Below are 26,338 nucleotides of genomic sequence, written 5' to 3' on the forward strand. Positions count from 1 at the left end.
TGCGTCCGCTCGCCCGGCGGATCGTCGAGGCGGGCGGGGTTCCCTTCCCCAATGCGATGGGGCTCCCGCCGCTCAGGCCGGGGTAGCCGCCCGAGAAGCGTAGGCGCGGACGTCCGCGTCCGGGTCGGTGACCGCGGTGGCGAGCGCGGCGCGGGCGTCCTCGTGGGCGGAGTGCCTGAGCAGGGCCAGCACCGCCTGCTTCCGGACGTCGGCGTTCGTGTCGCCGAGGGCCTTGGCCAGGGCGGGCACGGCGAGTTCGGGATCCGCGCCGCCCAGAGCGGTGGCGGCTCCCGCGCGGACCTGCCAGGACGGATGGGCCAGCGCGGTGACGGCCGCGGCGGCGTACGGGGCGGGGCAGCCGGCGGTGGAGAGCGCGGCGAGTGCCGCCGCGCGGACGAGGATGTCCGGGTCCTGGACCAGCGGCTCCAGGGCCTCCGGGTCGTCCAGGCTGCGCGCCACGGCGACGCGGACCTCGCGGGCCGGGTCGGCGGTGGCGCGGGCGACGACATCGAGGGCGTCGACCGAGACCAGAGCGCGTACGGCCTCGATGCGGACCTCGATGTCCGGGTCGTCGAGCGTACGGGCGTAGGCGGCGGCGTCGCCCAGGCGCAGCGCGCGCAGCACATCGAGTGCGGCGGCCCGGACCCGAGGATCGTCGTTGCCGAGCGCCTCGGTGAGACTTCGGGACAACTCGGCTTCCGGGGGCAGGACTTCGACCAGCTCGCGCAGGGACGCCGCGGCCGCGGTACGGACGCCGGGGTCCGCGTCCGCGAGTGTCGCGGCGAGCGCCGGGCCGGTGCCCGGCGGGACGGTCTCGGTGAGCGCGGCGACCGCGGCGCGGCGCACGGCGGGGTCCGGATCGGTCAAGAAGGGACGCAGCTGCGGGAGTTCGGGCTCGTCCTCGGCGAGACCGAGGAGCTCCAGGATGCGGGGCGAGTGGGAGACGGCGGTGGCGTCCTCCCGGATCGTGGCGCGGACGCCGGAGCCGACCGACGCGATGTCCCGAGGGCCCGCCGTGGCGACCTGCTCCGCGTGGACCTCGCCGAGGTGGCGGGACGCGCCACCGGTGGGGGCGTACTCCTCGACGGGGACGAGATAGGGAGCGACCGGCCGCGCCGTGAACTCCATCGCCCCGGACGGGGATTTGCGCAGGTCCAGGTGGTGCAGCCAGTCCTTGTCGTCGCGCTGCGGATGGTCCGTACGCTCGTGGTAGAGACCCCAGCGGGACTCCGTACGGGCGAGGGAGGAGCGGGCCGCCATCTCGGCGCAGTCGCGGATGAAGGTGACCTCGGCGCAGCGCATCAGCTCGTGCGCGGTCTCCGCGCCCATCTCCGCGATCTCGCCGCGCATCCGCTCGAAGTGGTCCACGGCGAGGGAGAGCCGGGCGCCGGACTTGGGCGGGGCGACGTAGTCGTTCACGAAACGGCGGAGTTTGTACTCGACCTGGGGCTGGGGCGGTCCTTCCGGATTGCGGAGGGGCCGGTAGATCAGTTCGTGGGCGTCGCGAAGCTGGTCGGCGGGCAACTCGCCGTCGTACGCCCGGTACTGGGACGCGTCGGCGCCCGCCAGATCGCCGAAGACGAAGGCGCCGATCATGTAGTTGTGCGGGACGCAGGCCAGATCACCGGCGGCGTACAGACCGGGCACGGTGGTGCGGGCGTGGTCGTCGACGCGTACGCCCGAGGCCGAGTGGCCGCCGCACAGGCCGATCTCCGAGATGTGCATCTCGACGTCGTGGGTGCGGTAGTCGTGGCCGCGGTTCGCATGGAAGGTGCCGCGGGTGGGGCGCTCGGTGGAGTGCAGGATGCCTTCCAGCGCGCTGATGGACTCCTCGGGGAGGTGGCTGAGCTTGAGGTAGACCGGGCCGCGGTCGGAGGCGAGTTCGTTCGCGAACTCGGCCATCATCTGGCCCGACCAGTAGTCGGAGTCGACGAAGCGCTCGCCGTGCCGGTTGACCTGGTAGCCGCCGAAGGGGTTGGCGACGTAGGCGCAGGCCGGACCGTTGTAGTCCTTGATCAACGGGTTGATCTGGAAGCACTCGATGCCGGTGAGCTCGGCGCCCGCGTGGTACGCCATGGCGTAGCCGTCACCGGCGTTGGTGGGGTTCTCGTATGTGCCGTAGAGATAGCCGGAGGCGGGGAGTCCGAGGCGGCCGCAGGCGCCCGTGGCGAGAATCACCGCGCCCGCCCGTACCTTCACGAACTCGCCCGTACGGGTGTTGAAGCCGGCGGCTCCGACGGCCTTTCCTTCGGCGGTGAGGACCCGCACCGGCATCACCCGGTTCTCGATCCGGATGCGTTCGCGCATCTCGCGGCGGCGCAGTTGCCGGTAGAGGACCTTTTTGACGTCCTTGCCCTCGGGCATGGGCAGCACGTACGAGCCGGAGCGGTGCACCTGGCGCACCGCGTACTCGCCGTGTTCGTCCTTCTCGAACTTCACGCCGTACGACTCGAGCCGCTGGACCATGCCGAAACCGCGGGTCGCCGTCTGGCGGACGGTTGACTGGTCGACGATGCCGTCGTTGGCGCGGGTGATCTCGGCGACGTAGTCGTCGGGTTCGGCGCGGCCGGGGATCACGGCGTTGTTGACGCCGTCCATGCCCATGGCGAGAGCTCCGGAGTGGCGTACGTGTGCCTTCTCCAGGAGGAGGACGTCTGCGCCGTGCTCGGCCGCGGTGAGCGCCGCCATGGTGCCGGCCGTGCCGCCGCCGATGACGAGGACGTCGCAGGTGAGCTCCTCGGCGTCGGAGAGAGCGGGAATCTGCACGGTCGTGCCTTTCAGTCGGTGGTGATGCTGCCGAGGGATTCGAGGACCTCGCGGCGCAGGGCGACGGTGGCGGGGTCGGAGTGCGCGGCGCGTTCGCGCGGCTTCGGTACGTCGAGGACACGGCCGGCGCCGAGGAGCGCGACGCGGTCGCCGAGGAAGAGCGCCTCGTCCACGTCGTGCGTGACGAAGACGACGGTGGCGCCGGTGCCGCGCAGCACGTCGACGAGCAGCTGCTGCATCCCTGCCCGGGTCTGTGCGTCGAGCGCGCCGAAGGGCTCGTCCATGAGGACGGCGCGGGGCTCGGAGGCGAGGGCGCGGGCGAGCTGGACGCGCTGCCGCTGCCCGCCGGACATCCGGTGCGGGAGCTTGGGCCCGTGCCCGTCGAGCCCGACGCGCTCCAGCCACGCCTCGGCGCGACGGCGACGCTCGGCACGCGGAACGCCCTTGATCGCGAGGGGCAGTTCGACATTGGCCCGGACGGTGCGCCAGGGCAGCAGCGCGTCGTCCTGGAAGACCAGGGCCCGTTCGGCGCGGGGGGCGATGATGGGCTCGCCGTCCTGTGTGACCTCGCCGTCCAGCACGGCCAGCAGCCCGGCGAGGGTGCGCAGGAGGGTCGACTTGCCGCACCCGGAGGGCCCGACGACGGTGAGGATCTCCCCGGGCGCGATGTCGAGATCCAGCCTGTCGAGGATGGTGGCTCCGGGGCGGCCGAGGGCTGCGCGGGAGAGGGTGAGACGGGCGCCGCGGGGTGGGGTTTTGGTGGCGGGGGAGAGCGTTTTGGAGGGGGTGGTCATGGGTTACGCCTCCTTGTGTGTGTGCGTGCGTGTGGAGTGGGGTGCGGGTGCGGGTGGGGGCGCCTGCGGCGGGCCACGGGGCTCCGCCCCGGACCCCGCGCCTCAATCGCCGGCGGGGCTTGCTTGTCAGCCCGTCCGGCGATTGAGGACACGACCGAACGGCGTTCGGGGGCCTGGGGGCTTGCCCCCACTGACGGGAAGGGGCGGGATGGGGGAAATCCCCCGGGTCCGCCGGGCCGTGGGCCCGTGCTCCGTGCGCGGGAGCCACCGCGTCACCCGGCGCCCCGCCAGCTCCACCGCCGTCGACGTCAGCCAGCCCAGGACGCCGATCGTCGCCATGCCGACGAACACGCCCGGGTAGTCGACCACCGTGTAGTCCTGCCAGGTCCGGTACCCCACCCCGTACTCCCCGGAGATCATCTCCGCCGAGATCACACAGATCCACGAGACACCGATGCCCACCGAAAGACCCCCGAGGATCCCCGGCAGCGCGCCCGGCAGGACCACCGAGCCCAGTACCCGCCACCGGCCGCCGCCCATCGTGAGGACCGCCTCCTCCCAGACCGGGGTCAGGGCGCGTACCGCATGGCGGGTGGAGACCATGACCGGGAAGAAGGCCGCGGTGAAGGTGATGAAGACGATGCCTTGCTCATTGCTGGGGAAGAGCAGGATCGCCACGGGGACCAGGGCGATCGCCGGGATGGGGCGCAGCACCTCCAGGACCGGGCCGAGCAGGTCGGCGGCGAGGCGGGAGCGGGCGATCGCCGTGCCGACCGTTACTCCCGCGACCGCCGCCAGTGCGAAGCCCGTGACGATACGGGTGAGGCTGTCGGACAGGTCCTGCCAGTACGGGCCGCTGCCGATCCGTTCCCCGAACTCTCGCGCGACGTCCAGGACCGTCGGGAACTGCTCGAAACGCAGCCACATATTCACGTCGAACGCGGTCAGCAGCTGCCACAGGCCGAGCGCGCCGGCGAGCGAGAGGGCGCGCAGGGCGTACCGGGGCCAGGCGGCGGTCATGACGCCGACGCCTGCTTCAGTGCATCGGCGTACGGGACGGTACGGGCACCCGGGTGCCCCGCGACAAACGCGGCGGCCGTGGACGGCGCGACGAAGGGCCGCAGTGTTGTGCCGTCCGCCACCCACACCGCCTTGTCGGCGAACCAGAGCGTTCCGGTGGTGGCGTCGGGGACATACGCCGCCCGCACCGCGTCCCGATGAGCGGAGATATAACGCAGCAGCTCCGCAGGGGAGTTGAAGGGCTGCGTGTCGGTCTTGCCCGTCAGCCACACCTCACTCCTCGCGGCAGCGGACGTGGCGGTGAGCGCCTTCGCATAGCCGTCGCCGTACGCCCGCTTCACATACTGGTCGTCGACGAACGCGTCCACATCCACGTCGCCCACCAGCTTCGCCGACTTCAGCACCGGCACGTCCTTCTTCAGGGCGTCCACCAGCCGCGGCTTGAGCGTCGGGTCGAAGGTGGCGATGCCATTGGCTCCGTTGTAGAGGTAGACCACCTCGGGCGGCAGTCCGGTCGCCTTGGCCACCGACTCCGCGGCCGCCACCGGGTGCGCACGCAGATACTCCGTCGCGTCGGCCTGCGCCCGCAGGAAGTCCTCGAGCACCGCGGACCGCTTCTTCGCGAAGTCCTCGCGCGCCGTGACGCCGTGGAACGTCGGCAGGTTCAGCTCCGCCCCGTCGTACAGCGCCTTCGCCCGGCCCTGGAACGCGAGCAGCCCCGGCCACGCCACGAACTGCGAGAGCGCGTCCGCGCTGCCCGCCTGCAGTGCGGAGGCGCCCACCGCCGGCTGCTGGTTGAGCTTGCGGATGTCCTTCTCCGGGTCGATGTCCGCCCGCTGCAGCGCCCGTACGAGCGTGCCGTCGGCTGCCGAACCGACACTTGTCGACACCTTCTTGCCGCGCAGATCCTTCAGCGACGCCACCTTCGAATCCGGCGCCGTCACCACCGTGTTGAGGCCGCCGCGCAGGTTGTAGCCGGTGACCGAGACCAGCCGCGTCGGCCGGTTCAGCTGTTTGCCGCGGGCCGCGTTGATCAGCAGCGGGAAGTCGCCCATCGAACCGATGTCGATCTTGCCGGCGGTCATCTGCGCGGTGATCGGCGCGCCCGTGGCGTAGTCCTGCCACTTCACCTTGTAGGTGATGCCGTCACGCTTGCCGCGTGCGGCGAGCTCCCGCTCGAAGTAGCCGAGCGAGCGCAGCAGCGTGCCGGCCGTGACGGTGTTGATGGTCTTGGACTGGTAGCCGACCGTGACGGTGACGGTCGAGCCGTCGCCCGCCTCCGCGGAGCCGCCGCAGCTGGCGAGCGGCAGCAGCAGGGCGGCGGCGAGGAGCGCAACTGGCTTGCGTGGCATGGGAGTTCGTACCTCTCAGCGAAGCAGATAGGGCATGTTGACGGTGACCGCGTCCGTGGGACACCGGGCCGCGCACGGGCCGCAGTACCAGCACTCGTCCACGTGCATAAAGGCCTTGCCGCTGTCCGGGTTGATCGCGAGGGAGTCGAGCGGGCACATGTCGACGCAGAGCGTGCAGCCGTCGATGCACTTCGACTCGTCGATGGTCACGGGCACGTCGGCGCGCTGGGGTGCCAGAGGCATGGCTGTCTCCAGGAGAGGGGTACGGGGTGAAGGTCAGAGGGAGCGGTGGAGCAGCCCGCTCATGGTGATGCGGTCGCCGCGGAAGCGGATGAACTCCAGGTCCACGGGCCGGCCGTCGGAGAGATGGGTGAGCCGTTCCAGCATGAGTACGGCCGCGCCGCGCGGGGCTTCGAGTACGGCGGCGGAGTGCGCGTCGGCGTTGACGGCCTCCAGGGTGATCTCGGCCGTGCCGAGCGGCTGCCCGGTGAGCGTCTCGAGCAGCCGGAACACATCGGTGTGCTCCAGGTCGCAGCCGAGCAGACAGGTGCCGATGTCCATCGGGATGTAGGTGAGGTCGAGGGAGAGCGGCAGGCCGTTCAGCCGGCGCAGCCGCTCGATGTAGAGCACGTCGGTGTGCTCTGCGAGGCCGAGCCGTCGGGCCACGGGTGCGGGCGCGGCGACCGGACCGACCGTACGGACTTCGTTGGTGACGTCGCCGTGTTCGTGCAGGGTTTCGGCGAGGCCCTGCAGCCGGTCGAGACCGTGCGAGTACTTCTCGGACACCACGACCGTGCCGACGCCCGGCTGCCGTTCGACCAGCCCCTCCGTACGCAGCAGGTCCAGCGCCTGCCTGACGGTGTTGCGGGACACGCGGTAGTCGTCGCCGATCGCGCCTTCGAGCGGCAGCACGCCACCGGGGAAGCCGCCGGTGCGCGCCTGGTGGCGCAGCAGGTCGGCGAGCTGCCGCGCCTGGTCCGCGCGCAGCCGCCGCCGTCGGGCGGCGGCGACCGGCACGGTGTGCTCGCGGATACGTTCGGCTGGCATGCGAGGGACCATACCGACACTGTGTCGACGGTGGTGTTGCCAGAGTGTTGCGCCACTCAGGGCGTGGATCACACCGCTTTGACCTGCATGTTTGTGGAAGTGGTGGAAAGATCTGCCACCCCGGGGGCGTCAGTCGCCGCCGCCGCCGCCATCCCCGCCTCCGCCGCCGTCCCCGCCGCCGTCGACGGCGCCGCCCCCGTCCCCGAAGCTGCCACTACTGCTGGACTGCTTGTCCTGCTGTACGGCGCGGTGCACCGCGTACGGCGCCCACTCCTCCCGTACGAGAACCCGCAGCTGGCCCCGCTCCCGCCAGGACCCGAATCCCGGATACAGCACCCCGGCAAGCCCGATCGCCGAGGTGAAGGCGGCCAGCAACCGGCTGCGGCGGTCCGGGAAGCCGACCGTCATCGACTCGGCGTAGCGCCCCCGCGCCCGCGCCGACCAGTCCTCGGCCGCCGCGGGGTAGCGGTGGTACGGGAAGAGCCCCAGAAAGCGGCGCCTCTCCACCCGCAGTACACCGCGCCCCACCAGTTGGTGCAGGCACAGCTCTTCGACTTCCCGCCCGGTGCGCCTGACCCAGGGCCGGGCCCGTATGCCGTCGCCGAACCGGCTCTTGCCCGGGGCCGGGAGGCTCGCCAGGATCTGCGCCGACAGCCGGTCCTGCGGCGGCAGTGGATTGACCACCGTCACCCGGCCGTGTGCCTCGGCGACCCTGCCCTGGAGCTCGAGCTCGGCCAGGGCGGCGCCGGCCAGCCCGTACTGCAGATAGCGCCGACCGCAGTGCCGGCGGCCCGTCACCGGGTCCAGGGCAAGCAGCAACAACTCCTCGGGCAGGGTGAGTTCGGTCATTACCCGGCGCTCGGTACGATCCGGCCGGTCACTTCGCCCAGGCCCACCCGTACGCCGTCCGGGCCCGGCGCCCAGGCGGTCATGGTCACCACATCGCCGTCCTCCAGGAAGGTCCGCTTGCCCTCGGGCAGTTCGAGGGCGTCCCGGCCGTTCCAGGTGAGCTCGAGCAGCGAGCCGCGCTGGTGGACCTCGGGGCCGCTGACCGTGCCGGAGCCGAAGAGGTCTCCTGTACGGAGCGAGGCGCCGTTGACCGTCATATGGGCCAGCTGCTGGGCGGCCGTCCAGTACATCGTGGCGAACGGCGGCTCGGCGACCACATGCCCGTTGATCGCCACCGTGATGCGCAGGTCGAAGCCGCCCGGCTCCTCCTCGGCGGAGTCGTCGAGATAGGGGAGCAGATCGAAGTCCCTGACAGGTGCGGCGGCCCTGGCCGCGTCCAGGGCCTCGAGCGGGGTCACCCAGGCGGATACGGACGTGGCGAAGGACTTCCCGAGGAACGGGCCGAGCGGGACGTACTCCCAGGCCTGGATGTCGCGCGCCGACCAGTCGTTGAGGAGCGAGAGCCCGAAGACATGGTCGCGGAAGTCGCCGAGTGCGACCGGCCTGCCCAGCTCGGAGGGGGTGCCGACGAGGAAGGCCACCTCGGCCTCGATGTCGAGCTTCACGGACGGGCCGAAGAGCGGCGCGGCGTCGGCGGGGGTCTTGCGCTGGCCGCAGGGGCGTACCACGTCCGTGCCGGAGACGACGACGGTGCCGGAGCGGCCGTGGTAACCGATCGGCAGATGCTTCCAGTTGGGGGTCAGCGCGTCCCCGTCCGGCCGGAAGATCTTGCCGACGTTGGTCGCGTGGTGCTCGCTCGCGTAGAAGTCGACATAGTCCGCGACGTCGTACGGGAGGTGCAGCGTGACCGAGCCGAGCGGGTGGAGGAGCGGCTCGATGTCCGGCCGGTGGGCGGGCACCGTGACCCAGGCGGTGAGCGCGCGGCGTACATCGCGCCAGGCGGTGCGGCCCGCGGCGAGCAGCGGATTGAGGCTCGGCTGCGCCAGCAGGGCAGCGTAGGGGGAGCCGAGGGCGTGCGCCGCCGCTCCCGCGTCGAGCACCTGGTCGCCGATGCGGACGCCGAGCCGCCGGCGGTCGGGCTCGTCGGCGGTGGTGAAGACGCCGTACGGGAGGTTGTGCGGGCCGAAGGGATCGCCTTCGGCCAGATCGAGCGGGCTCTGCTCGGGCATCGGTGCTTGCCTCGCTTTCCACGGGTGTGAGTGACACGTTACGTGGACGTTGCCCTGCGGCGGCAGGTCGCCCGCCCGACCCTGTCAGCCCGCCATGCGCGGGATGCGCTTCTCCCAGGTGCGGTGGAAGACGATCTCGCGGCCGTCCTTGCACACCACCTCGTTCGAGGTGATGAAGTCGGCCGCGTCGCAGCTGATTTCGGAGCGCGTCTCGATCCGGACGTCCCAGGCCAGCTCCGGCCGGTGCAGCCGGATCGTCCAGTCGGATCGGGTGTGCGCGGAGTGCGGGTCGTTCTCCTGGATCGTGTACGTCTCCAGGGTGTCCTCGGTGAACTCGAGGCCGTCCGGATGGACGCGGGTGCCGCCGTGGCGCGGGTCGACCTCGAGGCGCCATTCGCCCTTCGCGACATCCCGGATCACCAGCCGCTCAGGGCGCTGCTCGTCGAAGGTCGCCGGGACGCTGACGCCGAGCGGTTCGGACTGTTCGGGCTCCTCGAAGGTGATCTTGTCCGCTGTGTTCTCACCGGTCTCGGTGTTCTCACCGGTCTCGCGTACGGGCAGTCCGAGGCGGGAGCCCGCCGGGTCGAGCGTGAAGCCGGCCGAGCCGGTCTGCGGCCAGATCCAGGGCCAGTACGCGGAGGAGACGGCGAGCCGGATGCGGTGGCCCGGCGGGAAGGTGTGGCCGATGGCGTTGAGCTCGAAGGTGACGTCCTCCGTCGTGCCGGGCGGCCAGGCGTTGGCGCGTTCGTGGCCGTGGCGGGCGGAGAGGTTGAGGACGCCGCGGGTCACCAGGGTGGAGGAGCCGTCCGGGGCGACGTCGCAGAGCCGGGCGATCGCCTGGCCGTAGGGCACGTCAAGGCGCAGCCGCAGGGTCACCCGGGGGCGGCCGAGGATCTCGATCGGGTCGCCGGTGACCGGGAACTCGAAGCAGGCCGAGCCGGCGTCCTCGTCACGCTGGTCGGGCGGCAGGTCGGCGTCGTTCCCGGAGGGCAGGAAGCGGCCGGCGTCCAGGCCGGTGTGGAGCGGCGAGTCGACGATCACCGGCGCGCCCTGGAGCGCGTACGGGACGGTGGTGATGTGCGGCGAGGGCCAGGCGTTGTCGCCGACCCAGTGGCCCGGCAGCTCGGCGTAGGTCGTCGCGGGCGGATGCGACTCGCTGATCCAGGAGCGCAGCAGGGGCTCGGCCATGATGTCGTTCTCGAGGCCTTTGAGGTGGTGGTCCCACCAGCGCAGGGTCTCCTGCAGAAAGCCGATAGCGGGCCCGGGCGGCCGCCCCCGGTCCGGGTACTGGTGCGACCACGGGCCGATCAGCCCTCGTACACGATCGGGCGGAAGATGCTCCACCAGTCGCAGCACCGTGTCCCGGTACGGGTCGTGCCAGCCGCCCACCGCCAGCACCGCCGCGTCGATCGCCGAGCAGTCCTCGCGGACGCTGCCGTGCTTCCAGTAGTCGTCGCGGATCTGGTGGGCGAGCCAGGTGTGGATGCGGGGTTCGACGGCTTCCAGCCGCTTCAGCCACATCTCGCGCCACTCGTCGCCGACGAAGAGGGGGTCGGGCGGGCGGGCGACGGAGGCGAGCAGGGTGGCGGACCAGGCGTGCATCCCGGCGGCGAGCACCGAACCGCCCATGTAGTGCATGTCGTTGTCGTACCCGTCGTCCCCGGTGCAGACCGTGACGACCGCCTTCAGCGGCTCGGGCGCGAGCGCCGCGATCCGGAGCGCGTTGCGGCCGCCCCAGCCGATCCCGAACATGCCGACCCGGCCGGTGCACCAGGGCTGCCGGGCCAGCCAGTTGACGACGGCGACCCCGTCGGCCGGCTCGGTCGTGTCGTAGGCGTCGCCCGGCATGCCCTCGCTGTTGCCGTGTCCGCGGATGTCGACCCGTACCGAGGCGTAGCCGTGGCCCGCGTACCAGGGATGACGCTGGTGGTCGCGCGGCGCGGTCCCGTCGCTGAGCCGGTGCGGCAGATATTCGAGGAGTGCCGGTACGGGCTCGTCGGTGAGCGGCCGCCAGACGCGCGCATACAGCTTCGTCCCGTCCGGGAGCGGGATACGGACATCCTCATGGCCGGTGTCGTACGGGAACTCGGTACGGATGCGCATGGCAGGACCTCGGTTCAGTACAAAAGGCCCACTCATGGGTGTATGAGCTGATCCTGAACATACCGGGGGAGGCGGGAAGGCGCCCACGGTGATCGAAACGCGACCGGATACGCTGACTTGAGTGAATCCAGCGACACATCGACAATCCGTTTGATCGTCAGCAGACAGGAGATCCCCTCGTGACCGTCGTCGGGCCGTTCGGGCTGAGCGTGCGGGACCAGGCTCTTGAGGCCGATGTCCAGACCGGATTGGCGGCTGTCGAGGCGGGGCTCCTCGATGCCACCAAGAGCGAGGTTCCCTTCATCACGGAGGCCGCACAGCACCTCGTACGCGCCGGGGGCAAGCGCTTCCGGCCGCTGCTGGTGATGCTCGCCGCCCAGTTCGGTGATCCGCACGCGCCGGGTGTCGTGCCCTCGGCCGTGGTCGTCGAGCTGACCCATCTCGCGACGCTGTACCACGACGATGTGATGGACGAGGCCGAGGTCAGGCGCGGTGTGGACAGCGCCAATGTGCGCTGGGGCAACGCCGTCGCCGTGCTGACGGGCGACTTCTTGTTCGCGAGGGCCTCGCACATACTGGCCGACCTGGGCCCGGAGGCCGTGCGCATCCAGGCGGAGGCCTTCGAGCGCCTGGTCACCGGCCAGATCCTGGAGACCGCGGGGCCGCGCGACGGCCGCGACCCGGTCGAGCACTACCTCGATGTCATCGGGGGCAAGACGGGCTCGCTGATCGCGGTCTCGGGGCGGTTCGGCGCGATGATGTCGGGCGCTGACGAGGGTGTCGTGGACATCCTCACCCAGTACGGGGAGCGGCTCGGCGTGGCCTTCCAGCTCGCCGACGACGTACTCGACATCGCCAGCGACTCGCACGAGTCGGGCAAGACGCCCGGCACGGATCTGCGTGAGGGCATCCCGACCCTGCCCGTGCTGCATCTGCGTGCACAGGCGGCGGCGCACGAGCGGCCCGAGGACCTGGAGCTCGTCGCGCTGCTCGACGGGGATCTGACGGACGACGACCGGCATGCCGAGGCGCTGCGGCTGCTGCGCGCCCATCCGGCCCTCGAGCAGGCCAGGCGGGACACCGTGCGGTACGCGGAGGAGGCGCGGGCGATGCTCGCTCCGCTGCCCGAGTGCTACGCCAGGGCCGCTCTGGAAGAGCTGTGCGACGCGGTGGTCCACCGCGCGGGCTGACCCCGTCTGTTTGCCTGTACGACACCTCCCGTACACCCTCCTGGCGGGTGTGCGCACGCCCTTTCGCGATCTGTGACGCGGGTCACATTGTTGGATTGAGTCTAACCTAGGATCCACTCCGTACTCATGCCCAGAAGCTGACGCAGTGGGCGTTGGCATCGTGTACGGGGAGATTTCGTAATGAAGCGGAACACGACCATCCTTATCGGTACCACCGCCGTCGCCGCCGCGGCCGGCGTCGCCCTCACCGTCCTGCCGGCCTTCGCCGACAGCAACAGCTCCGCCACCGGGCACTCGGGCCACGCGGACAGCAGCGCGGGCATCGCCGTACAGAGTGGCGCCGGCAGCCGCTCCGACCGCGGCGCCGCCCTCTTCGTGGCGAGCCTGAACGGTGCGAGCGAGGTGCCGGTCCAGGGCGGGCCCGCCGTCGGTGACGGCGACGGTGCCGCGCTGGAGTTCGTGAAGGTCACGGGGGACAAGGTGTCCGTCGCCGTGAAGTTCCGCGGCACCGACAAGCCGACCGCCCTCCACATCCACCAGGGCGTGAAGGGCGCCAACGGCGGCATCAAGATCGACTTCACCGGGCTGCTGAGCAAGGGCAAGACCAAGAGCAAGGGCTGGACCGGCGCGGTCACCGGCACGGTCAAGGTCACGGACAAGGCCGTGCTCGACGCCTTCAAGGCAGACCCGAGCGGTTTCTACGCCAATCTGCACACCGCCGAGTTCCCGGGCGGCGCGGTCCGCGGCCAGTTCCACAAGGTGACCAACTCCTTCGCCTTCGACAAGGCGCTCGACAACGTGCAGGCCTCCGTCGTCAAGGGCAAGCAGATCTACGAGTGCAAGAAGGGCGACGACGGCAAGCTCTCCTTCCAGCAGCGTGATGTGCGCGCCGTCCTCGGCGGGCACATCGCCCACTCCTTCATCGCCCCCAACTCCGGCACGCCGCAGTGGATCGCACCGGACCACAGCGCCGTCACCGGCAAGCTGATCAGCAAGACACCGAACGGCGACAAGAACATCGCCGAGCTGGATCTCCAGGCCACCCAGTCCGGCAAGAAGCGGGGGCTGTTGGCGAACACCCAGGAGATCTTCCGGCTGAACACCGTGGGCGGCGTCGCCCCGGCCGGCAGCTGCGAGCAGGGAGCGATCGTGGGCGTCCCCTACGGGGCGGACTACGTCTTCATTCAGAAGTAACCGGTGCGGCAACAGGGCTTGCGGCGCTTCCCCCACTGGTTGGGGGAGGCGCCGCGCCTCTACTGTCATCCCAGAGCAGTACGCCAAGTTGCTCCCGCGGTCTGACGCTTCTGCAGGCCCGGTTTGGTCAGATGAATACACCACGCCTGACCAACCACGGAGGTAGGGCACACCATGGCACCGAACGACAGCGCACAGACCACCGAAGAGGCCCAGGACCTCGCAGCGGGCCGCCGCAAGGCAGCGCGCTACATCGTCCCGGTCGCGGTGGCCGGGGTGGCGGCGGCGACCATCGGGCTCGTCCCGGCGCTCGCTGCCTCCGGTGACCCCGATCTGCCGAAGATCAGCGCGCAGAAACTCATCGAGAAGATGGCCGCGTCGGACACCCAGCAGCTCTCCGGCACGGTGAAGATCAACACCGACCTCGGCATCCCGTCGCTGGGCGGCCTGGCGGGCCTGGGCGGCGGCTCCCTCGGCCCCAAGGGCGGGGAGCAGGACGGGTCGGGCTCGTCCGCCGCTCCCGAGGGCAAGCTGATGGAGCTGGCCTCCGGCTCGCACACCCTGCGGGTCGCGGCCGACGGTCCCGACAAGGCGAAGGTGTCGATCCTGGAGGACACCGCCGAGTACAGCCTGATCCACAACGGCGACGAGGTCTGGGCTTACGACAGCGACTCGAACGAGGCCTTCCACGCCAAGGGCGACGGCAAGGGCGACGGCTCCGGCAAGGAGCACCAGGCCCTGCCGAAGGACCTCCCGAGCACGCCCAAGCAGTTTGCCGAAGAGGCGCTCAAGGCCGCCGGCGACACCACCTCGGTGACCGTCGGCGGTACGGCGCAGGTGGCCGGCCGCGATGCGTACCAGCTGGTCATCAAGCCCAAGCAGAGCGGCTCGACGATCGGCTCGATCAAGGTCGCGGTGGACGCCAAGAACGGCGTGCCGCTGAAGTTCACGCTCACCCCCAGCAGCGGTGGCAAGGCCGCGATCGACGTCGGCTTCACCAAGGTCGACTTCTCCAAGCCGGACGCGTCGACCTTCAACTTCACCCCGCCCAAGGGCGCGAAGGTGACGGAGGCCGACGAGCTGAAGCAGGACAAGGAAGCCAGGAACCACGAGGACTTCATGGGCCTGGAGGACTTCCAGGGGCTGAACGTCATCGGCAAGGGCTGGAACGCCATCGCCAAGATCGAGGCGCCGGGCGGCGAGGGCATCACCCCGCCGAAGAAGGACGGCGATGTGCCGCCGGAGGCCGAGAAGTTCCTGGACGCGCTGGGCGACCAGGTCCACGGGAAGTTCGGCTCGGGCACGGTCTTCAAGACCCGCCTGGTCAATGCCCTGATGACGGACGACGGCACGGTCTACGTCGGCGCCGTGACCCAGGACGCGCTCGTGAAGGCCGCGAACGAGGCAAAGTAACACCAGGTCAGGCATGACGACGCGTGCTTACCGTCCGCCCCGCCGTACGCTCCGTACGGTGGGGCGGACCGCTGACCGAGTGAACGGGGGACCGGAATGACAGCCGTCATCGAGACGCATGGGCTCACCAAGCGTTACCGGGGCGGGCAGTTGGCCGTCGAGCGGCTCGATCTCAGCGTGCCTGACGGCAGCGTCTTCGGGTTCCTCGGCCCCAATGGCTCCGGCAAGACCACCACCATCCGGATGCTGATGGGGCTCATCGAGCCGACCGCAGGCAGCGCCACGGTCCTCGGTCTGCCCATGCCTCGCGCGGTCCGCACCGTACTTCCGCAGGTGGGGGCGCTGATCGAAGGGCCCGCGCTGTACGGGTTCCTGAGTGGCCGCGACAATCTGCTGCGCTACGACTCCGCCGATCCGAGCGCCGATCCCCGAACGCGGCGCGCCCGTGTCGCCGCCGCGCTGGACCGGGTCGGGCTGACGCAGGCCGCGGGCAAGAAGGCCAAGGCGTACTCGCTCGGGATGAAGCAGCGGCTGGGGCTGGCCGCCGCGCTGCTGCAGCCGCGGAAACTGCTGGTGCTCGACGAACCGACGAACGGTCTCGATCCGCAGGGCATGCGGGAGATCCGTTCCCTGGTACGGGAGCTGGCCGCCGACGGCACCACGGTCTTTCTCTCGTCCCATCTGCTCGACGAGATCGAGCAGGTCTGCACGCATGCCGCGGTGATGGCCCAGGGCCGGCTTCTCACCCAGGGGCCGGTCGCCGATCTCGCGGCGGGCGCGCGCGGGCGGCTGGCCGTCACCACTCCCGACCCCGCCGACGCCGCCCGGCTCCTCAAGGAGCTGGGGGTCACCGATCTGGACGTGACCGGGGACCGGGTGACGGGTGAACTGCCGGCCAAGGAAGTCGAGCTGGCGGAGATCAACGCCGCGCTGGTGCAGGGCGGCGTACGGGTACGAGGCTTCGGCATCGAGCGCGCCTCGCTCGAGGACGCCTTTGTCGCGCTGACCGGAGAGGGCTTCGATGTCGCAGGCTGACACTCTCGTACGCGAAAGGACGAGCAGCCCGCTGTGGACGCTCGGCCTCTTCCGCTCCGAGCTGACCATCACGTTCCGCCGCTGGCGCACGCTCGCGCTGCTGGGAGTGCTGGCCGCCGTCCCCGTACTGATCGGCATCGCCATCAGGGTCGAGACGAGCGGCGGCGGGCCGGTCGGCGACGGCAGGGGTGGCGGCCCCGCTTTCATCACCCAGATCACCAACAATGGCCTGTTCCTGGTCTTCGCCGCGCTCGCCGCGACCCTGCCGGTCTTCCTCCCGATGGCGGTCGGCGTCGTCGCGGGTGATGCGATCGCGGGCGAGGCGAACTCCGGCACCCTGCGCTATCTGCTGGTCGCCCCGGCCGGACGCAGCCGGCTGCTGCTCGCCAAGTACGCCACCGCCTGCGCCTTCTGCCTCGTGGCGACCCTGGTCGTGGCGGTGTCCGCGCTCGCCGTCGGCTCGCTGCTCTTCCCGCTCGGCGATGTCACGACCATTTCCGGCACCAGGATCTCCTTCGGCGACGGACTGCTGCGCGCCGCGCTGGTCGCGGCCGTCGTCGCCGCGTCGCTGAGCGGGATCGCGGCGCTCGGTCTCTTCATCTCGACGCTCACCGGCAGCGGTATCGCGGCGATGGCGACGACGGTCGGACTGCTGATCACGGTGCAGATCCTGGACACGATTCCGCAGCTGCACGGGATCCATCCGTACCTCTTCCCGCACTACTGGCTGTCGTTCGCGGACCTGATGCGGGAGCCGGTCTACTGGGACGAGGTGCTGAAGAACCTCGGTCTGCAGGGGGTGTACGCAGCGGTGTTCGGGTCGGCGGCGTGGGCGCGCTTCACGGCGAAGGACATCACCGCGTGAAGAACCTCACCGGGTGAGGAACTCCTTGGCCCGGGCGGCCGCGTGCGTGTCGCTCTCCGCCTGACCCGTGCGCGTACTCCAAAGATGACTGCATGCGTGCGCAGTGTATGCACACGCATGCAGCCTGTGGGGGGTGGCGGTCGTGGGACCTCTCAGAAGGTGAGCTTGAAGCTGTTGATGTAGCCGGTGTCCTGCGCCGCCTTGTCCTGGACCCGCAGTTTCCAGGCGCCGTTGGCGACTTCGGAGGAGGCGTTGACCGTGTACGTCGCCTGGACGTTGTCCGCCGAGTCGGAGGAGCTGAACGGCTTCAGGTTGTACACCGTTCCGTCCGGGGCGACCAGATCGACGACCAGGTCCCCGCGCCAGGTGTGGACGATGTCCACGCCCGCCTTGAGGGTGGCCGGGGCGTTGCCCGTACGGCCCGTGACGTTGACCGTCGAGGTGACAGCCGCGCCGTTGTCCGGGATCGCGACGTCCGTCGTGGTCTCGTACACGTCACCCGGAGGTGTGGTCGTCCCGGCGGACAGCGTCCAGATCGCGTGCGCGATCGCATCGCTGTTGCGGTCGAGCGCGGTGTCGTCGATGTTCGACGTGGTGTCGCAGGAGGAGTGGTAGCAGCGGTCGAAGGCCTGGCCGGCCGTGCCGCCCCACTTCTGGGCCTGGGCCGCCGTCTTGGTGTAGTCGGCGCCGGTGAACAGGCCGCCGACGGGGACGCCCGCGTTCTTGAACGGCGCGTGGTCGGAGCGGCCGTCGCCCTCGGTCTCGATCTCGGTCGGGATGCTGAGCCCCGCGAAGTAGTCCTTGAGGGTCTTCTCGATCGTCGGGTCGTCGTCGTACACGAAGTAACCGGGGTTCGGCGAGCCGATCATGTCGAAGTTCAGATAGCCGGAGATCTTCGAACGCTCGGCGGCGGGAAGGTTGTTGACGTAGTACTTCGACCCGACCAGACCCAGCTCCTCGGCACCCCACCAGCCGAAGCGCAAATGCTTCGCCGGCTTGAACTGGGCGCGGGAGACGGCCAGCGCGGTCTCCAGGACGGCCGCCGAGCCGGAGCCGTTGTCGTTGATCCCGGCGCCCGCGCTGACCGAGTCGAGGTGCGAGCCGGCCATCAGAATCTGGTTGGCGTCACCGCCCGGCCAGTCGGCGATCAGGTTGTAGCCCGTCGCGCCGCTGGAGGTGAACTGCTGGAGGGACGTGGTGAATCCGGCCGCGTCCAGCTTGGCCTTCACATAGTCGATGGACGCCTTGTAACCGGCCCGGCCGTGCGCACGGTTGCCGCCGTTGGCGGTGGCTATCGACTGGAGCTGGGTGAGATGCGCCTTGACGTTGGCGAGCGGTATGTCGGGGGCGGCGAGCGCGGGTGCCGGGGGCGCGGGTGCCGAGGCCGCGGTCGCTGCGGGCGCGGCGCTGACGAGCAGCCCGGCGAGGGCGAGCGCGGCGGCCGCGGCCGTGCGTCTGGTGACGGAGAGGTTCATGTGTGGGGGCTCCGGATTCCGAACGGGGGCGGGACGGAACGTGCGAGACGCCCTGGGACGGCGGGTCCCAGGGCGTTGGAGCTGTTGGTGCGCAGTGCGTGCTGAGAGTTCAGCGAGAGTTTGACTCACCGTCAAGGGCGGAAACCGGACAGTCGCGTTCGTATAGCGGACTGGACGGATCGCGGAATGGTCAATGTCGCGACGCTGTTCGAGTACGAGGCTCGCAGGTCAGGAGCGGATGGCGCAGTTGGGCCGCAAGCTGTGTGCATGCCCATGCCCGCACCGATGTCCATGCATATGCACGTGGACCTGTTCCCCATCCTGGAGGCCTTGGTCCGCCAGGTTCTGCGCGTCGGTGTGGTCACGCTGCTCTTCACCGTGTGCGCGATGGGTCTGCTGGTGGGCGTTCTTGCGCTGGGCACACGGCGCGTTCGCCGCCGCCGGAGAGCGGCCGAGGAGGAGTGCGGGGGGCTGGAGTCCTTCACTTGGGAGGAATCGGAGTAGGCGGATCCGCCGGCCCACTGCCCCACTGCCCCACCGCCCACTACTCCACGCAGAACTCATTGCCCTCGGGGTCGGCCATGGTCGACCAGACGCCCACCGGCTCGTCCGCGTGGTACAGAACCGTCGCTCCCAGGCCCTCCAGCCGTGCGACCTCCGCCTCGCGCCGCTCGGGGCCGACGTGCAGGTCGAGATGGAGCCGGTTCTTGGTCGTCTTCCCCTCCGGTACGCGCTGGAAGAGGAGCCTGCGCCCGTGGCCCATCCCGCTGTCCTTGTCGAAGGGGTCGTCCGGATGCCGGACGGCGGCGTAATCGCGAAAGGCGTCCCGGTCGTGCGACTGGACCGTCGAGTCGTCCGGCAGTTGACCGTGTCCGCGCAGGCGCTCGATGAGGGCGCTGTGGTCCTCGAGCTCGTAGCCGAGGGCCGCGGCCCAGAAGTCGGCCTGCGCGTGCGGGTCGGACGTATCGATGACGAGCTTCCAGTGCAGTGTCATGCTAACCAGTTATATTGGTTACGTGAGCGAGCCTGCAAGAGGACTGACCCTGCGTACGCGGGAAGGGCGGCCCTATCGGTTCGACCCCGGCGCGCTCTGCCTTGAGCTGCTGACCACCGGAGGGCCCGGCGGCTTTGCGCGGTACGAGGTGCTGCACGAGCCCGCCGACCTGGTGCGCTGGGCGGGCGAGAGCCGGCTGCCGGACGGCCTTGAGCCGGTCGTCGCGCCCGACGAGGTGGCGGCTGCCCGTGTGCTCAGGGATGCCCTGTGGCGGCTGACCGCCGACCGGGCACATGGCCGCGCGCTGCGCCCCGCCGACCTGGCCGTGGTCAACGAGGCCGCGGCGCAGCCCCCGCTCGCACCTCGGATCACCGACCGGGGCGGCCGCGACTGGGCGCCCGGAGCCACCGGCACCCAGCTGCTGTCGGCCGTGGCGCGCGATGCCGTGGACCTCTTCACCGGTCCGTACGCACACCGCATCCGCGAATGCGGTGCGCACGACTGCTATTTGGTCTTCGTCGACACTTCACGACCGGGCCGCCGCCGCTGGTGCGCGATGGAACGGTGCGGCAATCGCAGCAAGGTCCGGGCGCATCGCGTCCGCCACGCAGAGCTCGCAGAAGGAGACGAACGATGCCCACAGGACTGACCCGGGACGCCGGCTGGGAGATCGGCGTCTCCAGGACCTTGCCGCTGCCCGTGTCCACCGTGTGGGACTTCATCGTCAGCCCGGAAGGCGTCGCCCGCCGGCTCGGCAAGGGCGCCCAACTGCCCACCGGTAAGGGGGAGTCGTACGAAACCGGGGACGGCATCGCGGGCGAGGTGCGCAGTTACCGGCCCGGTGACCGCATCCGACTGACGTACGGCACGACCACCCTCCAGGTCGCGGTCTCGGCGTCCGGGGAGGGAAAGACACTGCTCCGCTTCCACCAGGAGCATCTCGCGGACGCCGAGGAGCGCGAGCGGCAGCGGGCGCACTGGAAGGCTGTGATGGACGAGATCACCGGCGCCCTGGCAGCGGTCTGAGGCGCTTCGCCTGCTGACGACGCCCGCGGTATACGCGCCCAATGCGAGCGCGTAGTGCACGCCGCGGGCGTCAGGCGGTTCTGCGGGCCGGGGCGCTGCTGCGTCACGCCCAAGGAGCACTTGGGCCTGCCGGCATCCCGAGGCCGGGCCGCGCGCCGGCGTCGGCGGGAGTACGAGAGCGCCGACCCCGAGGAGACCTTCACGCTGATCGACGAGCTGTCGCGGCGTGGTGCCGCGGCGTGCCGCGCAACGCGGGGCTCGGCCGCGGCGCGTGCGTGGCCGCGCGTCAGGCGTCGGTTCCGCCTGCGGTGCGGGGGCCGCGGCCCGCGTCGCGCCCGCCGGAAGGCGGGTCCGGCCGGTCCGGGAGTCCCGCCGTGCGTCAGACGGTGGGTTCCGTCTGCGGTGCGGGAGCCGAAGCCGGTGCGGGTGCGGGTGCGGATGCGGCCGCCGCAGCCGTGCGGGCCGCGCTCGCGAGGCGCAGCGCCGCCGCCTTAGTACGCCGAGCCGTCCGCAGCGCGTCCCACGTCAGGCAGGTCAGCGCCAGCCACACCAGCGCGAAGCCCGCCCACCGCTCCGCAGGCATCGCCTCGTGGAAGTACAGGATCCCCAGCAGGAACTGGAAGACCGGAGCCAGATACTGCAGCAGCCCCAGCGTGGAGAGCGGTACCCGGATCGCCGCCGCGCCGAAGCAGACCAGCGGCGCGGCGGTCACCACGCCCGTCGCGGCGAGCAGCGCCGCATGGCCGGTGCCGTGGGTGCCGAAGGTGGCCGAGCCGTCCGCGCCCAGCCAGAGCAGAAAGCCCAGCGCCGGGAGGAACTGGATCGCGGTCTCCGCGGCCAGCGACTCGAGACCGCCGATGTTGACCTTCTTCTTGACCAGGCCGTACGTGGCGAACGAGAACGCGAGCGTGAGCGAGATCCACGGCGGCTGGCCGTAGCCGATCGCCAGCACCAGCACCGCCGCGAACCCGATGGCGACCGCCGCCCACTGCATCGGGCGCAGCCGCTCCTTCAGCAGCAGTACGCCCATCGCGATGGTGACCAGCGGGTTGATGAAGTAGCCGAGCGAGGCCTCGACGACATGGCCCGAGTTCACGGCCCAGATGTAGACGCCCCAGTTGACGGTGATGACCGCCGCCGCGACCGTGATGAGCCCCAGCTTCCGGGGCTGCCGTATCAGCTCACGGATCCAGCCCCACCGCTTCAGCGCCAGCAGCGCGATGCCGACGACGACCAGCGACCAGACCATCCGGTGGGCGAGGATCTCCACCGCACCGGACGGCTTCAGCAGCGGCCAGAAGAGCGGGACCAGGCCCCACATCCCGTAGGCCCCGATCCCGTACAGCAGTCCCGCCCGCTGTTCACCGTCCGACTTCACTGGCCCCTCCTGCCCTGCGTGCATCACCTCGTCGAAGGTACGCGGCGCAGGGGCAGGCTGTCATGTCCGTATCGCTATACGGTCATGACGGAACTGGTCCGTCATGCCGTGTCGTCCGAGCGGTTCAGACCGTCGCGAGGGCCGCCGCGACCGAGTCGGCGAGCGGGGTCGTAGGACGGCCGGTCAGCCGGGCCAGGTCGCCCGTCGTGCCGGCCAGCAGGCCGCGCCCGACCGCCGCGTCGACGTCGACGAAGATCTCGGCGAGAGGCCCGGGCAGGCCCGCGCCGGTGAGGATCTGCAGGTGCGTCCCCGCCGGGACGTTGTTGTACGCGATCGTCCGGCCGGTCTGCCGGGACAGCTCGGCGGCGTACTCCTCGAAGGACCAGGCCGCGTCGCCGCTCAGTTCGTACGTCTGCGCCAGGTGGCCCTCGCCGGTCAGTACGGCGGCCGCCGCCGCGGCGTAGTCCGCGCGGGCGGCGGAGGCTATCCGGCCCTCGCCCGCGCTCGCGACCACGGCGGAGTGCTCCAGCACCGGGGCGAGGTGCTCGGTGTAGTTCTCGGTGTACCAGCCGTTGCGCAGGAAGGTGTACGGCAGCCCGGAGTCGAGGATCACCTGCTCGGTGGCCTTGTGCTCGGCGGCCAGCTGGAAGTCGGCGTCGGGCCCGCCCAGTACGCCGGTGTACGCGAGCTGCGCGATGCCCGCCGCCTTTGCGGCCTCGATCACCGCGGTGTGCTGCGGCACCCGTTGTCCGACCTCGCTGCTGGAAATCAGCAGGACGCGGTCGCCGGCGCGGAAGGCCCCGGCCAGCGACTCGGGCTCGCTGTAGTCGGCGATGCGCACCTCGACGCCGCGCGCCGTGAGGTCCGCGGCCTTCTCCTTGCTGCGGACGACGGCGGCGATCCGCTCCGCGGGGACCGTGGCCAGCAGCTCGTCGACGACGAGACGGCCGAGGGCTCCGGTGGCTCCGGTGACAACGATGCTCATGGGTGATTTCTCCTTCTTCGATGCGGTTCCAGAGCTCACCCTATGTGGGGCACTAACCATGCGTAAGTACCCACTTTGAAGTAAGGTACTGGTATGGCCGTAAGTAGAGATCCCGACGTCAATCACGCGATGTGCCCCTCGCGTCTGATCCTCGAGCACGTCACCAGCCGCTGGGGTGTGCTCGTTCTCGCCGCCCTGCTGGAGCGCTCGTACCGCTTCAGCGAGCTGCGCCGCGAGGTCGGTGGTGTCAGCGAGAAGATGCTCGCCCAGACCCTCCAAACGCTGGAGCGCGACGGCTTTGTGCACCGCGATGCCAAGCCGGTGATCCCGCCGCGCGTCGACTACTCGCTGACCGCGCTCGGCAAGGAGGCCGCCGAGCAGGTGTGGGGGCTGGCCCGCTGGACGGAACGGCGGATGCAAGAGGTCCTGGTGGCGCGCACGGCGTACGACGAAGCCCGGACCTCCTGACGGGAGATCCGGGCCTCGGACGGTGCGTGGAGCGTCAGCCGACGACGGTCCAGGTGTCGTTCCCGGCGAGCAGCGCGGCCAGGTCACCCTTGCCGTTCTGCTCGATGGCGGTGTCGAGCTGGTCGGCCATCATCGTGTCGTAGACCGGCCGGTCCACACTGCGCAGCACCCCGATGGGCGTGTGGTGCAGAGTGTCCGGGTCGGCAAGGCGGGAGAGCGCGAAGGCCGTGGTCGGGCTGGCGCTGTGCGCGTCGTGGACCAGGATCTGCGACTCGTTCTCCGGCGTGACGGCGACGACCTTCAGGTCACCCGTCGCCAGGTCCCGTACGACACCCTTGTTGCCGTCGTTCCCGAAGCGGATGGGCTGTCCGTGCTCGAGGCGGATGATCGCCTCCTCCGCCTGCTGCTTGTCCTTCAGTACCTCGAAGGCGCCGTCGTTGAAGATATTGCAGTTCTGGTAGATCTCCACCAGCGCCGTGCCCCGGTGGTCGGCGGCCTGGCGGAGCACTTCGGTGAGGTGCTTGCGGTCGGAGTCCACGGTGCGTGCCACGAAGGTCGCCTCGGCGCCGATCGCCAGCGACACCGGGTTGAAGGGCGCGTCCAGCGAGCCCATCGGCGTCGACTTGGTGATCTTGCCGACCTCGGAGGTCGGGCTGTACTGGCCCTTGGTGAGTCCGTAGATGCGGTTGTTGAAGAGCAGGATCTTCAGGTTCACATTGCGGCGCAGCGCGTGGATCAGGTGGTTTCCGCCGATGGAGAGGGCGTCGCCGTCACCGGTGACGACCCAGACCGACAGATCGCGCCGCGAGGACGCCAGCCCGGTCGCGATGGCGGGAGCGCGGCCGTGGATGGAGTGCATCCCGTAGGTGTTCATGTAGTACGGGAAGCGGGAGGAGCAGCCGATTCCGGAGACGAAGACGATGTTCTCCTTCGCCAGGCCGAGTTCGGGCATGAAGCCCTGCACGGCGGCGAGGATCGCGTAGTCACCGCAGCCTGGGCACCAGCGCACTTCCTGATCGGACTTGAAGTCCTTCATGGACTGCTTGGCGTCGGCCTTGGGCACCAGCGAGAGCGCCTCAGTCATTGATGGCCTCCTTGAGAGCTGCGGCGAGCTGCTCGGCCTTGAACGGCATGCCGTTGACCTGGTTGTAGCTCTGTGCGTCGACCAGATACCTCGCCCGGATCAAGGTGGCGAGCTGGCCGAGGTTCATCTCGGGTACCACTACCTTCTGGTAACGCTCCAGAACCTCGCCCAGATTCCTCGGGAACGGGTTGAGGTGGCGCAGATGGGCCTGCGCGATGGGGAGGCCGGCGGTGCGCAGTCGGCGTACGGCGGCCGTGATCGGCCCGTACGTCGAGCCCCAGCCCAGGACGAGCGTGGTCGCGCCGTGCGGATCGTCGACCTCGATGTCGGGGACCTCGATGCCGTCGATCTTGGCCTGGCGGGTGCGGACCATGAAGTCGTGGTTGGCGGGGTCGTAGGAGATGTTGCCGGTGCCGTCCTGCTTCTCGATGCCGCCGATCCGGTGCTCGAGTCCGGGCGTCCCCGGAACCGCCCAGGGACGCGCCAGGGTCTGCGGATCACGCTTGTACGGCCAGAACACCTCCGTACCGTCAGCCAGCTCGTGATTCGGGCCGGTGGCGAACTGCACACGCAGGTCCGGGAGCTCGTCGATCTCGGGGATCCGCCACGGTTCTGAGCCGTTGGCCAGATAGCCGTCGCTCAGCAGCAGCACCGGGGTGCGGTAGGTGAGCGCGATCCGGGCCGCCTCGAGAGCGGCGTCGAAGCAGTCGGCGGGCGTACGGGGCGCGACGATCGGGACCGGGGCCTCGCCGTTGCGTCCGTACATCGCCTGCAGCAGATCGGCCTGCTCGGTCTTGGTGGGCAGACCGGTCGAGGGGCCGCCGCGCTGGATGTCCACGATCAGCAGCGGCAGCTCCAGGGAGACCGCAAGACCGATGGTCTCCGACTTCAGCGCCACGCCGGGGCCGGAAGTGGTGGTGACGCCGAGCGCGCCGCCGAAGGCCGCACCCAGCGCCGCGCCGATGCCCGCGATCTCGTCCTCGGCCTGGAAGGTCCGTACGCCGAAGTTCTTGTGCTTCGAGAGCTCGTGCAGGATGTCGGAGGCCGGCGTGATGGGGTATGAGCCCAGGTAGAGCGGCAGATCGGCCTGCTTGCTCGCGGCGACCAGCCCGTAGGAGAGGGCCAGATTCCCGGAGATATTGCGGTAGGTGCCGGTGGGGAACGCCTTGCTCGCCGGCGCGACCTCGTAGGACACCGCGAAGTCCTCGGTCGTCTCGCCGAAGTTCCAACCCGCCCTGAACGCCGTGATGTTCGCCTCGGCGATCTGCGGCTTCTTGGCGAACTTGGTGCGCAGGAAGGTCTCGGTGCCCTCGGTCGGCCGGTGGTACATCCAGCTCAGGAGCCCCAGCGCGAACATGTTCTTGGAGCGCTCGGCCTCCTTGCGGGAGAGTCCGTACTCCTTGAGCGCCTCGATGGTGAGTGTCGTCAGCGGCACCGGGTGGACGCGGTAGGCATCCAGCGAGCCGTCGTCCAGGGGTGAGGCGTCGTAGCCGACCTTGGCCATCGCCCGCTTGGCGAATTCGTCGGTGTTGACGATGATCTCGCCGCCGCGCGGCACATCGGCGATATTCGCCTTGAGGGCGGCGGGGTTCATGGCGACCAGCACGTTCGGCGCGTCGCCCGGGGTGAGGATGTCGTGGTCTGCGAAATGCAGCTGGAAGCTGGAGACGCCCGGGAGGGTTCCGGCAGGCGCCCGGATCTCGGCGGGGAAGTTCGGAAGTGTGGAGAGGTCGTTGCCGAACGACGCGGTCTCCGAGGTGAACCTGTCACCTGTGAGCTGCATACCGTCACCGGAGTCACCCGCGAAGCGGATGATCACCCGGTCCAGTCGACGGATTTCCTTCTCGCCGGCGGGCCTGCGCTGCTCCCCGACGAGAGCCTCATCGGCCTCGTCATCGGCCTGCTCGGCTGGGCTACTGACCTGGCTGGTCACTGAACTGGACCTCCCTCGAGGCGGCTGTTCGGGCCCGGTCGGCCCACCGGCCGTCCCAATGCCACCCTACGTCCGTAAGGGTGGCCTTCCCTGGACCGCTCATATGCCGGACGTCTTTTTGAGACGCTCTGATGCCCT

General features: G+C 70.2%; 24 protein-coding genes. 9 read left to right on the forward strand and 15 right to left on the reverse strand.

From position 1 onward, the window contains the following. Positions 1-72: 72 nt before the first annotated feature. From ACFYXH_RS00615 to ACFYXH_RS00655, 9 genes are all read right to left on the reverse strand, one after another. A complete protein-coding gene (locus ACFYXH_RS00615) occupies positions 73-2,766 on the reverse strand; it encodes a fumarate reductase/succinate dehydrogenase flavoprotein subunit (RefSeq protein WP_389559408.1) in 2,694 nt (897 codons plus the stop codon). 11 nt (positions 2,767-2,777) lie between these two features. Further along, positions 2,778-3,560: an ABC transporter ATP-binding protein gene (locus tag ACFYXH_RS00620; RefSeq protein ID WP_389559409.1), complete on the reverse strand. Its 783-nt coding sequence runs from the start codon at positions 3,558-3,560 to the stop codon at positions 2,778-2,780. A 126-nt stretch (positions 3,561-3,686) separates the two neighbouring features. Further along, positions 3,687-4,580: an ABC transporter permease gene (locus ACFYXH_RS00625; RefSeq protein WP_389559410.1), complete on the reverse strand. Its 894-nt coding sequence runs from the start codon at positions 4,578-4,580 to the stop codon at positions 3,687-3,689. Continuing rightward, a complete protein-coding gene (locus ACFYXH_RS00630) occupies positions 4,577-5,932 on the reverse strand; it encodes an ABC transporter substrate-binding protein (RefSeq protein WP_389559412.1) in 1,356 nt (451 codons plus the stop codon). The genes ACFYXH_RS00625 and ACFYXH_RS00630 overlap by 4 nt, the downstream gene beginning before the upstream one ends. A gap of 15 nt (positions 5,933-5,947) precedes the next feature. Next, on the reverse strand, positions 5,948-6,175 hold the full coding sequence (locus tag ACFYXH_RS00635) for a ferredoxin family protein (RefSeq protein ID WP_266533934.1): 228 nt from the start codon (positions 6,173-6,175) through the stop codon (positions 5,948-5,950). 33 nt (positions 6,176-6,208) lie between these two features. After that, the gene (locus ACFYXH_RS00640; protein WP_389559414.1) at positions 6,209-6,979 is read right to left on the reverse strand and encodes a GntR family transcriptional regulator; all 771 of its coding nucleotides are present in this window, start codon (positions 6,977-6,979) and stop codon (positions 6,209-6,211) included. Between the two features lie 129 nt (positions 6,980-7,108). Then, positions 7,109-7,828, reverse strand: coding sequence for a GPP34 family phosphoprotein (locus tag ACFYXH_RS00645; protein WP_389559416.1), 720 nt, complete (start codon positions 7,826-7,828; stop codon positions 7,109-7,111). Then, positions 7,828-9,057 (reverse strand): fumarylacetoacetase, encoded by a 1,230-nt coding sequence (gene fahA, locus ACFYXH_RS00650; RefSeq protein ID WP_389559418.1) that lies wholly within the window; start codon positions 9,055-9,057, stop codon positions 7,828-7,830. The genes ACFYXH_RS00645 and fahA overlap by 1 nt, the downstream gene beginning before the upstream one ends. 84 nt (positions 9,058-9,141) lie before the next feature. After that, positions 9,142-11,160: a CocE/NonD family hydrolase gene (locus ACFYXH_RS00655; RefSeq protein WP_389559420.1), complete on the reverse strand. Its 2,019-nt coding sequence runs from the start codon at positions 11,158-11,160 to the stop codon at positions 9,142-9,144. 179 nt (positions 11,161-11,339) lie between these two features. Between ACFYXH_RS00655 and ACFYXH_RS00660 the strand changes: the two genes are divergently transcribed. The 5 genes from ACFYXH_RS00660 to ACFYXH_RS00680 all read left to right on the forward strand — a co-directional run bounded on the left by ACFYXH_RS00660 (position 11,340) and on the right by ACFYXH_RS00680 (position 16,857). Next, on the forward strand, positions 11,340-12,350 hold the full coding sequence (locus tag ACFYXH_RS00660; protein WP_389559422.1) for a polyprenyl synthetase family protein: 1,011 nt from the start codon (positions 11,340-11,342) through the stop codon (positions 12,348-12,350). 180 nt (positions 12,351-12,530) lie between these two features. Further along, on the forward strand, positions 12,531-13,544 hold the full coding sequence (locus ACFYXH_RS00665) for a CHRD domain-containing protein (RefSeq protein WP_389559423.1): 1,014 nt from the start codon (positions 12,531-12,533) through the stop codon (positions 13,542-13,544). 174 nt (positions 13,545-13,718) lie between these two features. Beyond that, complete coding sequence (locus ACFYXH_RS00670; protein WP_389559425.1) at positions 13,719-14,957, forward strand: outer membrane lipoprotein carrier protein LolA; 1,239 nt, start codon at positions 13,719-13,721, stop codon at positions 14,955-14,957. A gap of 96 nt (positions 14,958-15,053) precedes the next feature. Further along, positions 15,054-15,992, forward strand: a complete 939-nt coding sequence (locus ACFYXH_RS00675; RefSeq protein ID WP_389559427.1) for an ABC transporter ATP-binding protein — start codon at positions 15,054-15,056, stop codon at positions 15,990-15,992. After that, positions 15,979-16,857: an ABC transporter permease gene (locus ACFYXH_RS00680; RefSeq protein WP_389559429.1), complete on the forward strand. Its 879-nt coding sequence runs from the start codon at positions 15,979-15,981 to the stop codon at positions 16,855-16,857. Before ACFYXH_RS00675 ends, ACFYXH_RS00680 begins: the two co-directional genes overlap by 14 nt. A 152-nt stretch (positions 16,858-17,009) precedes the next feature. Here ACFYXH_RS00680 and ACFYXH_RS00685 read toward each other — a convergent pair whose 3' ends face one another. Next, on the reverse strand, positions 17,010-18,332 hold the full coding sequence (locus ACFYXH_RS00685) for a M28 family metallopeptidase (RefSeq protein ID WP_389559430.1): 1,323 nt from the start codon (positions 18,330-18,332) through the stop codon (positions 17,010-17,012). Between the two features lie 267 nt (positions 18,333-18,599). On the opposite strand from ACFYXH_RS00685, the gene ACFYXH_RS00690 reads away from it, so the two are divergent. Continuing rightward, entirely contained in the window at positions 18,600-18,836 is a 237-nt protein-coding gene (locus ACFYXH_RS00690; protein ID WP_389559432.1) for a hypothetical protein, read from the forward strand. A 40-nt stretch (positions 18,837-18,876) separates the two neighbouring features. On the opposite strand, the gene ACFYXH_RS00695 is transcribed toward ACFYXH_RS00690, so the two are convergent. Next, positions 18,877-19,326, reverse strand: a complete 450-nt coding sequence (locus ACFYXH_RS00695) for a VOC family protein (protein WP_389559434.1) — start codon at positions 19,324-19,326, stop codon at positions 18,877-18,879. On the opposite strand from ACFYXH_RS00695, the gene ACFYXH_RS00700 reads away from it, so the two are divergent. Together ACFYXH_RS00700 and ACFYXH_RS00705 are read left to right on the forward strand one after the other, a co-directional pair. Beyond that, complete coding sequence (locus tag ACFYXH_RS00700) at positions 19,325-19,975, forward strand: CGNR zinc finger domain-containing protein (RefSeq protein WP_389559435.1); 651 nt, start codon at positions 19,325-19,327, stop codon at positions 19,973-19,975. The two genes, ACFYXH_RS00695 and ACFYXH_RS00700, sit on opposite strands and share 2 nt — an antisense overlap. Next, the gene (locus ACFYXH_RS00705) at positions 19,960-20,352 is read left to right on the forward strand and encodes an SRPBCC domain-containing protein (RefSeq protein ID WP_389559437.1); all 393 of its coding nucleotides are present in this window, start codon (positions 19,960-19,962) and stop codon (positions 20,350-20,352) included. Before ACFYXH_RS00700 ends, ACFYXH_RS00705 begins: the two co-directional genes overlap by 16 nt. 379 nt (positions 20,353-20,731) lie before the next feature. Here the strand turns inward: ACFYXH_RS00705 and rarD are convergent, their stop codons facing one another. Both rarD and ACFYXH_RS00715 read right to left on the reverse strand, forming a co-directional pair. Further along, entirely contained in the window at positions 20,732-21,730 is a 999-nt protein-coding gene (rarD, locus tag ACFYXH_RS00710; protein ID WP_389559439.1) for an EamA family transporter RarD, read from the reverse strand. 124 nt (positions 21,731-21,854) lie between these two features. Then, positions 21,855-22,715 (reverse strand): SDR family oxidoreductase, encoded by an 861-nt coding sequence (locus ACFYXH_RS00715; protein WP_389559441.1) that lies wholly within the window; start codon positions 22,713-22,715, stop codon positions 21,855-21,857. 93 nt (positions 22,716-22,808) lie between these two features. Between ACFYXH_RS00715 and ACFYXH_RS00720 the strand changes: the two genes are divergently transcribed. Continuing rightward, a complete protein-coding gene (locus ACFYXH_RS00720) occupies positions 22,809-23,183 on the forward strand; it encodes a winged helix-turn-helix transcriptional regulator (protein ID WP_389559442.1) in 375 nt (124 codons plus the stop codon). Between the two features lie 34 nt (positions 23,184-23,217). Here ACFYXH_RS00720 and ACFYXH_RS00725 read toward each other — a convergent pair whose 3' ends face one another. Then, positions 23,218-24,267: a 2-oxoacid:ferredoxin oxidoreductase subunit beta gene (locus tag ACFYXH_RS00725; protein WP_389559443.1), complete on the reverse strand. Its 1,050-nt coding sequence runs from the start codon at positions 24,265-24,267 to the stop codon at positions 23,218-23,220. Beyond that, positions 24,260-26,200: a 2-oxoacid:acceptor oxidoreductase subunit alpha gene (locus tag ACFYXH_RS00730; RefSeq protein ID WP_389559444.1), complete on the reverse strand. Its 1,941-nt coding sequence runs from the start codon at positions 26,198-26,200 to the stop codon at positions 24,260-24,262. The genes ACFYXH_RS00725 and ACFYXH_RS00730 overlap by 8 nt, the downstream gene beginning before the upstream one ends. Positions 26,201-26,338 lie beyond the last annotated feature (138 nt).

The sequence above is a fragment of the Streptomyces sp. NPDC002730 genome, assembly GCF_042888805.1.
Taxonomy (GTDB): Bacteria; Actinomycetota; Actinomycetes; order Streptomycetales; family Streptomycetaceae; genus Streptomyces.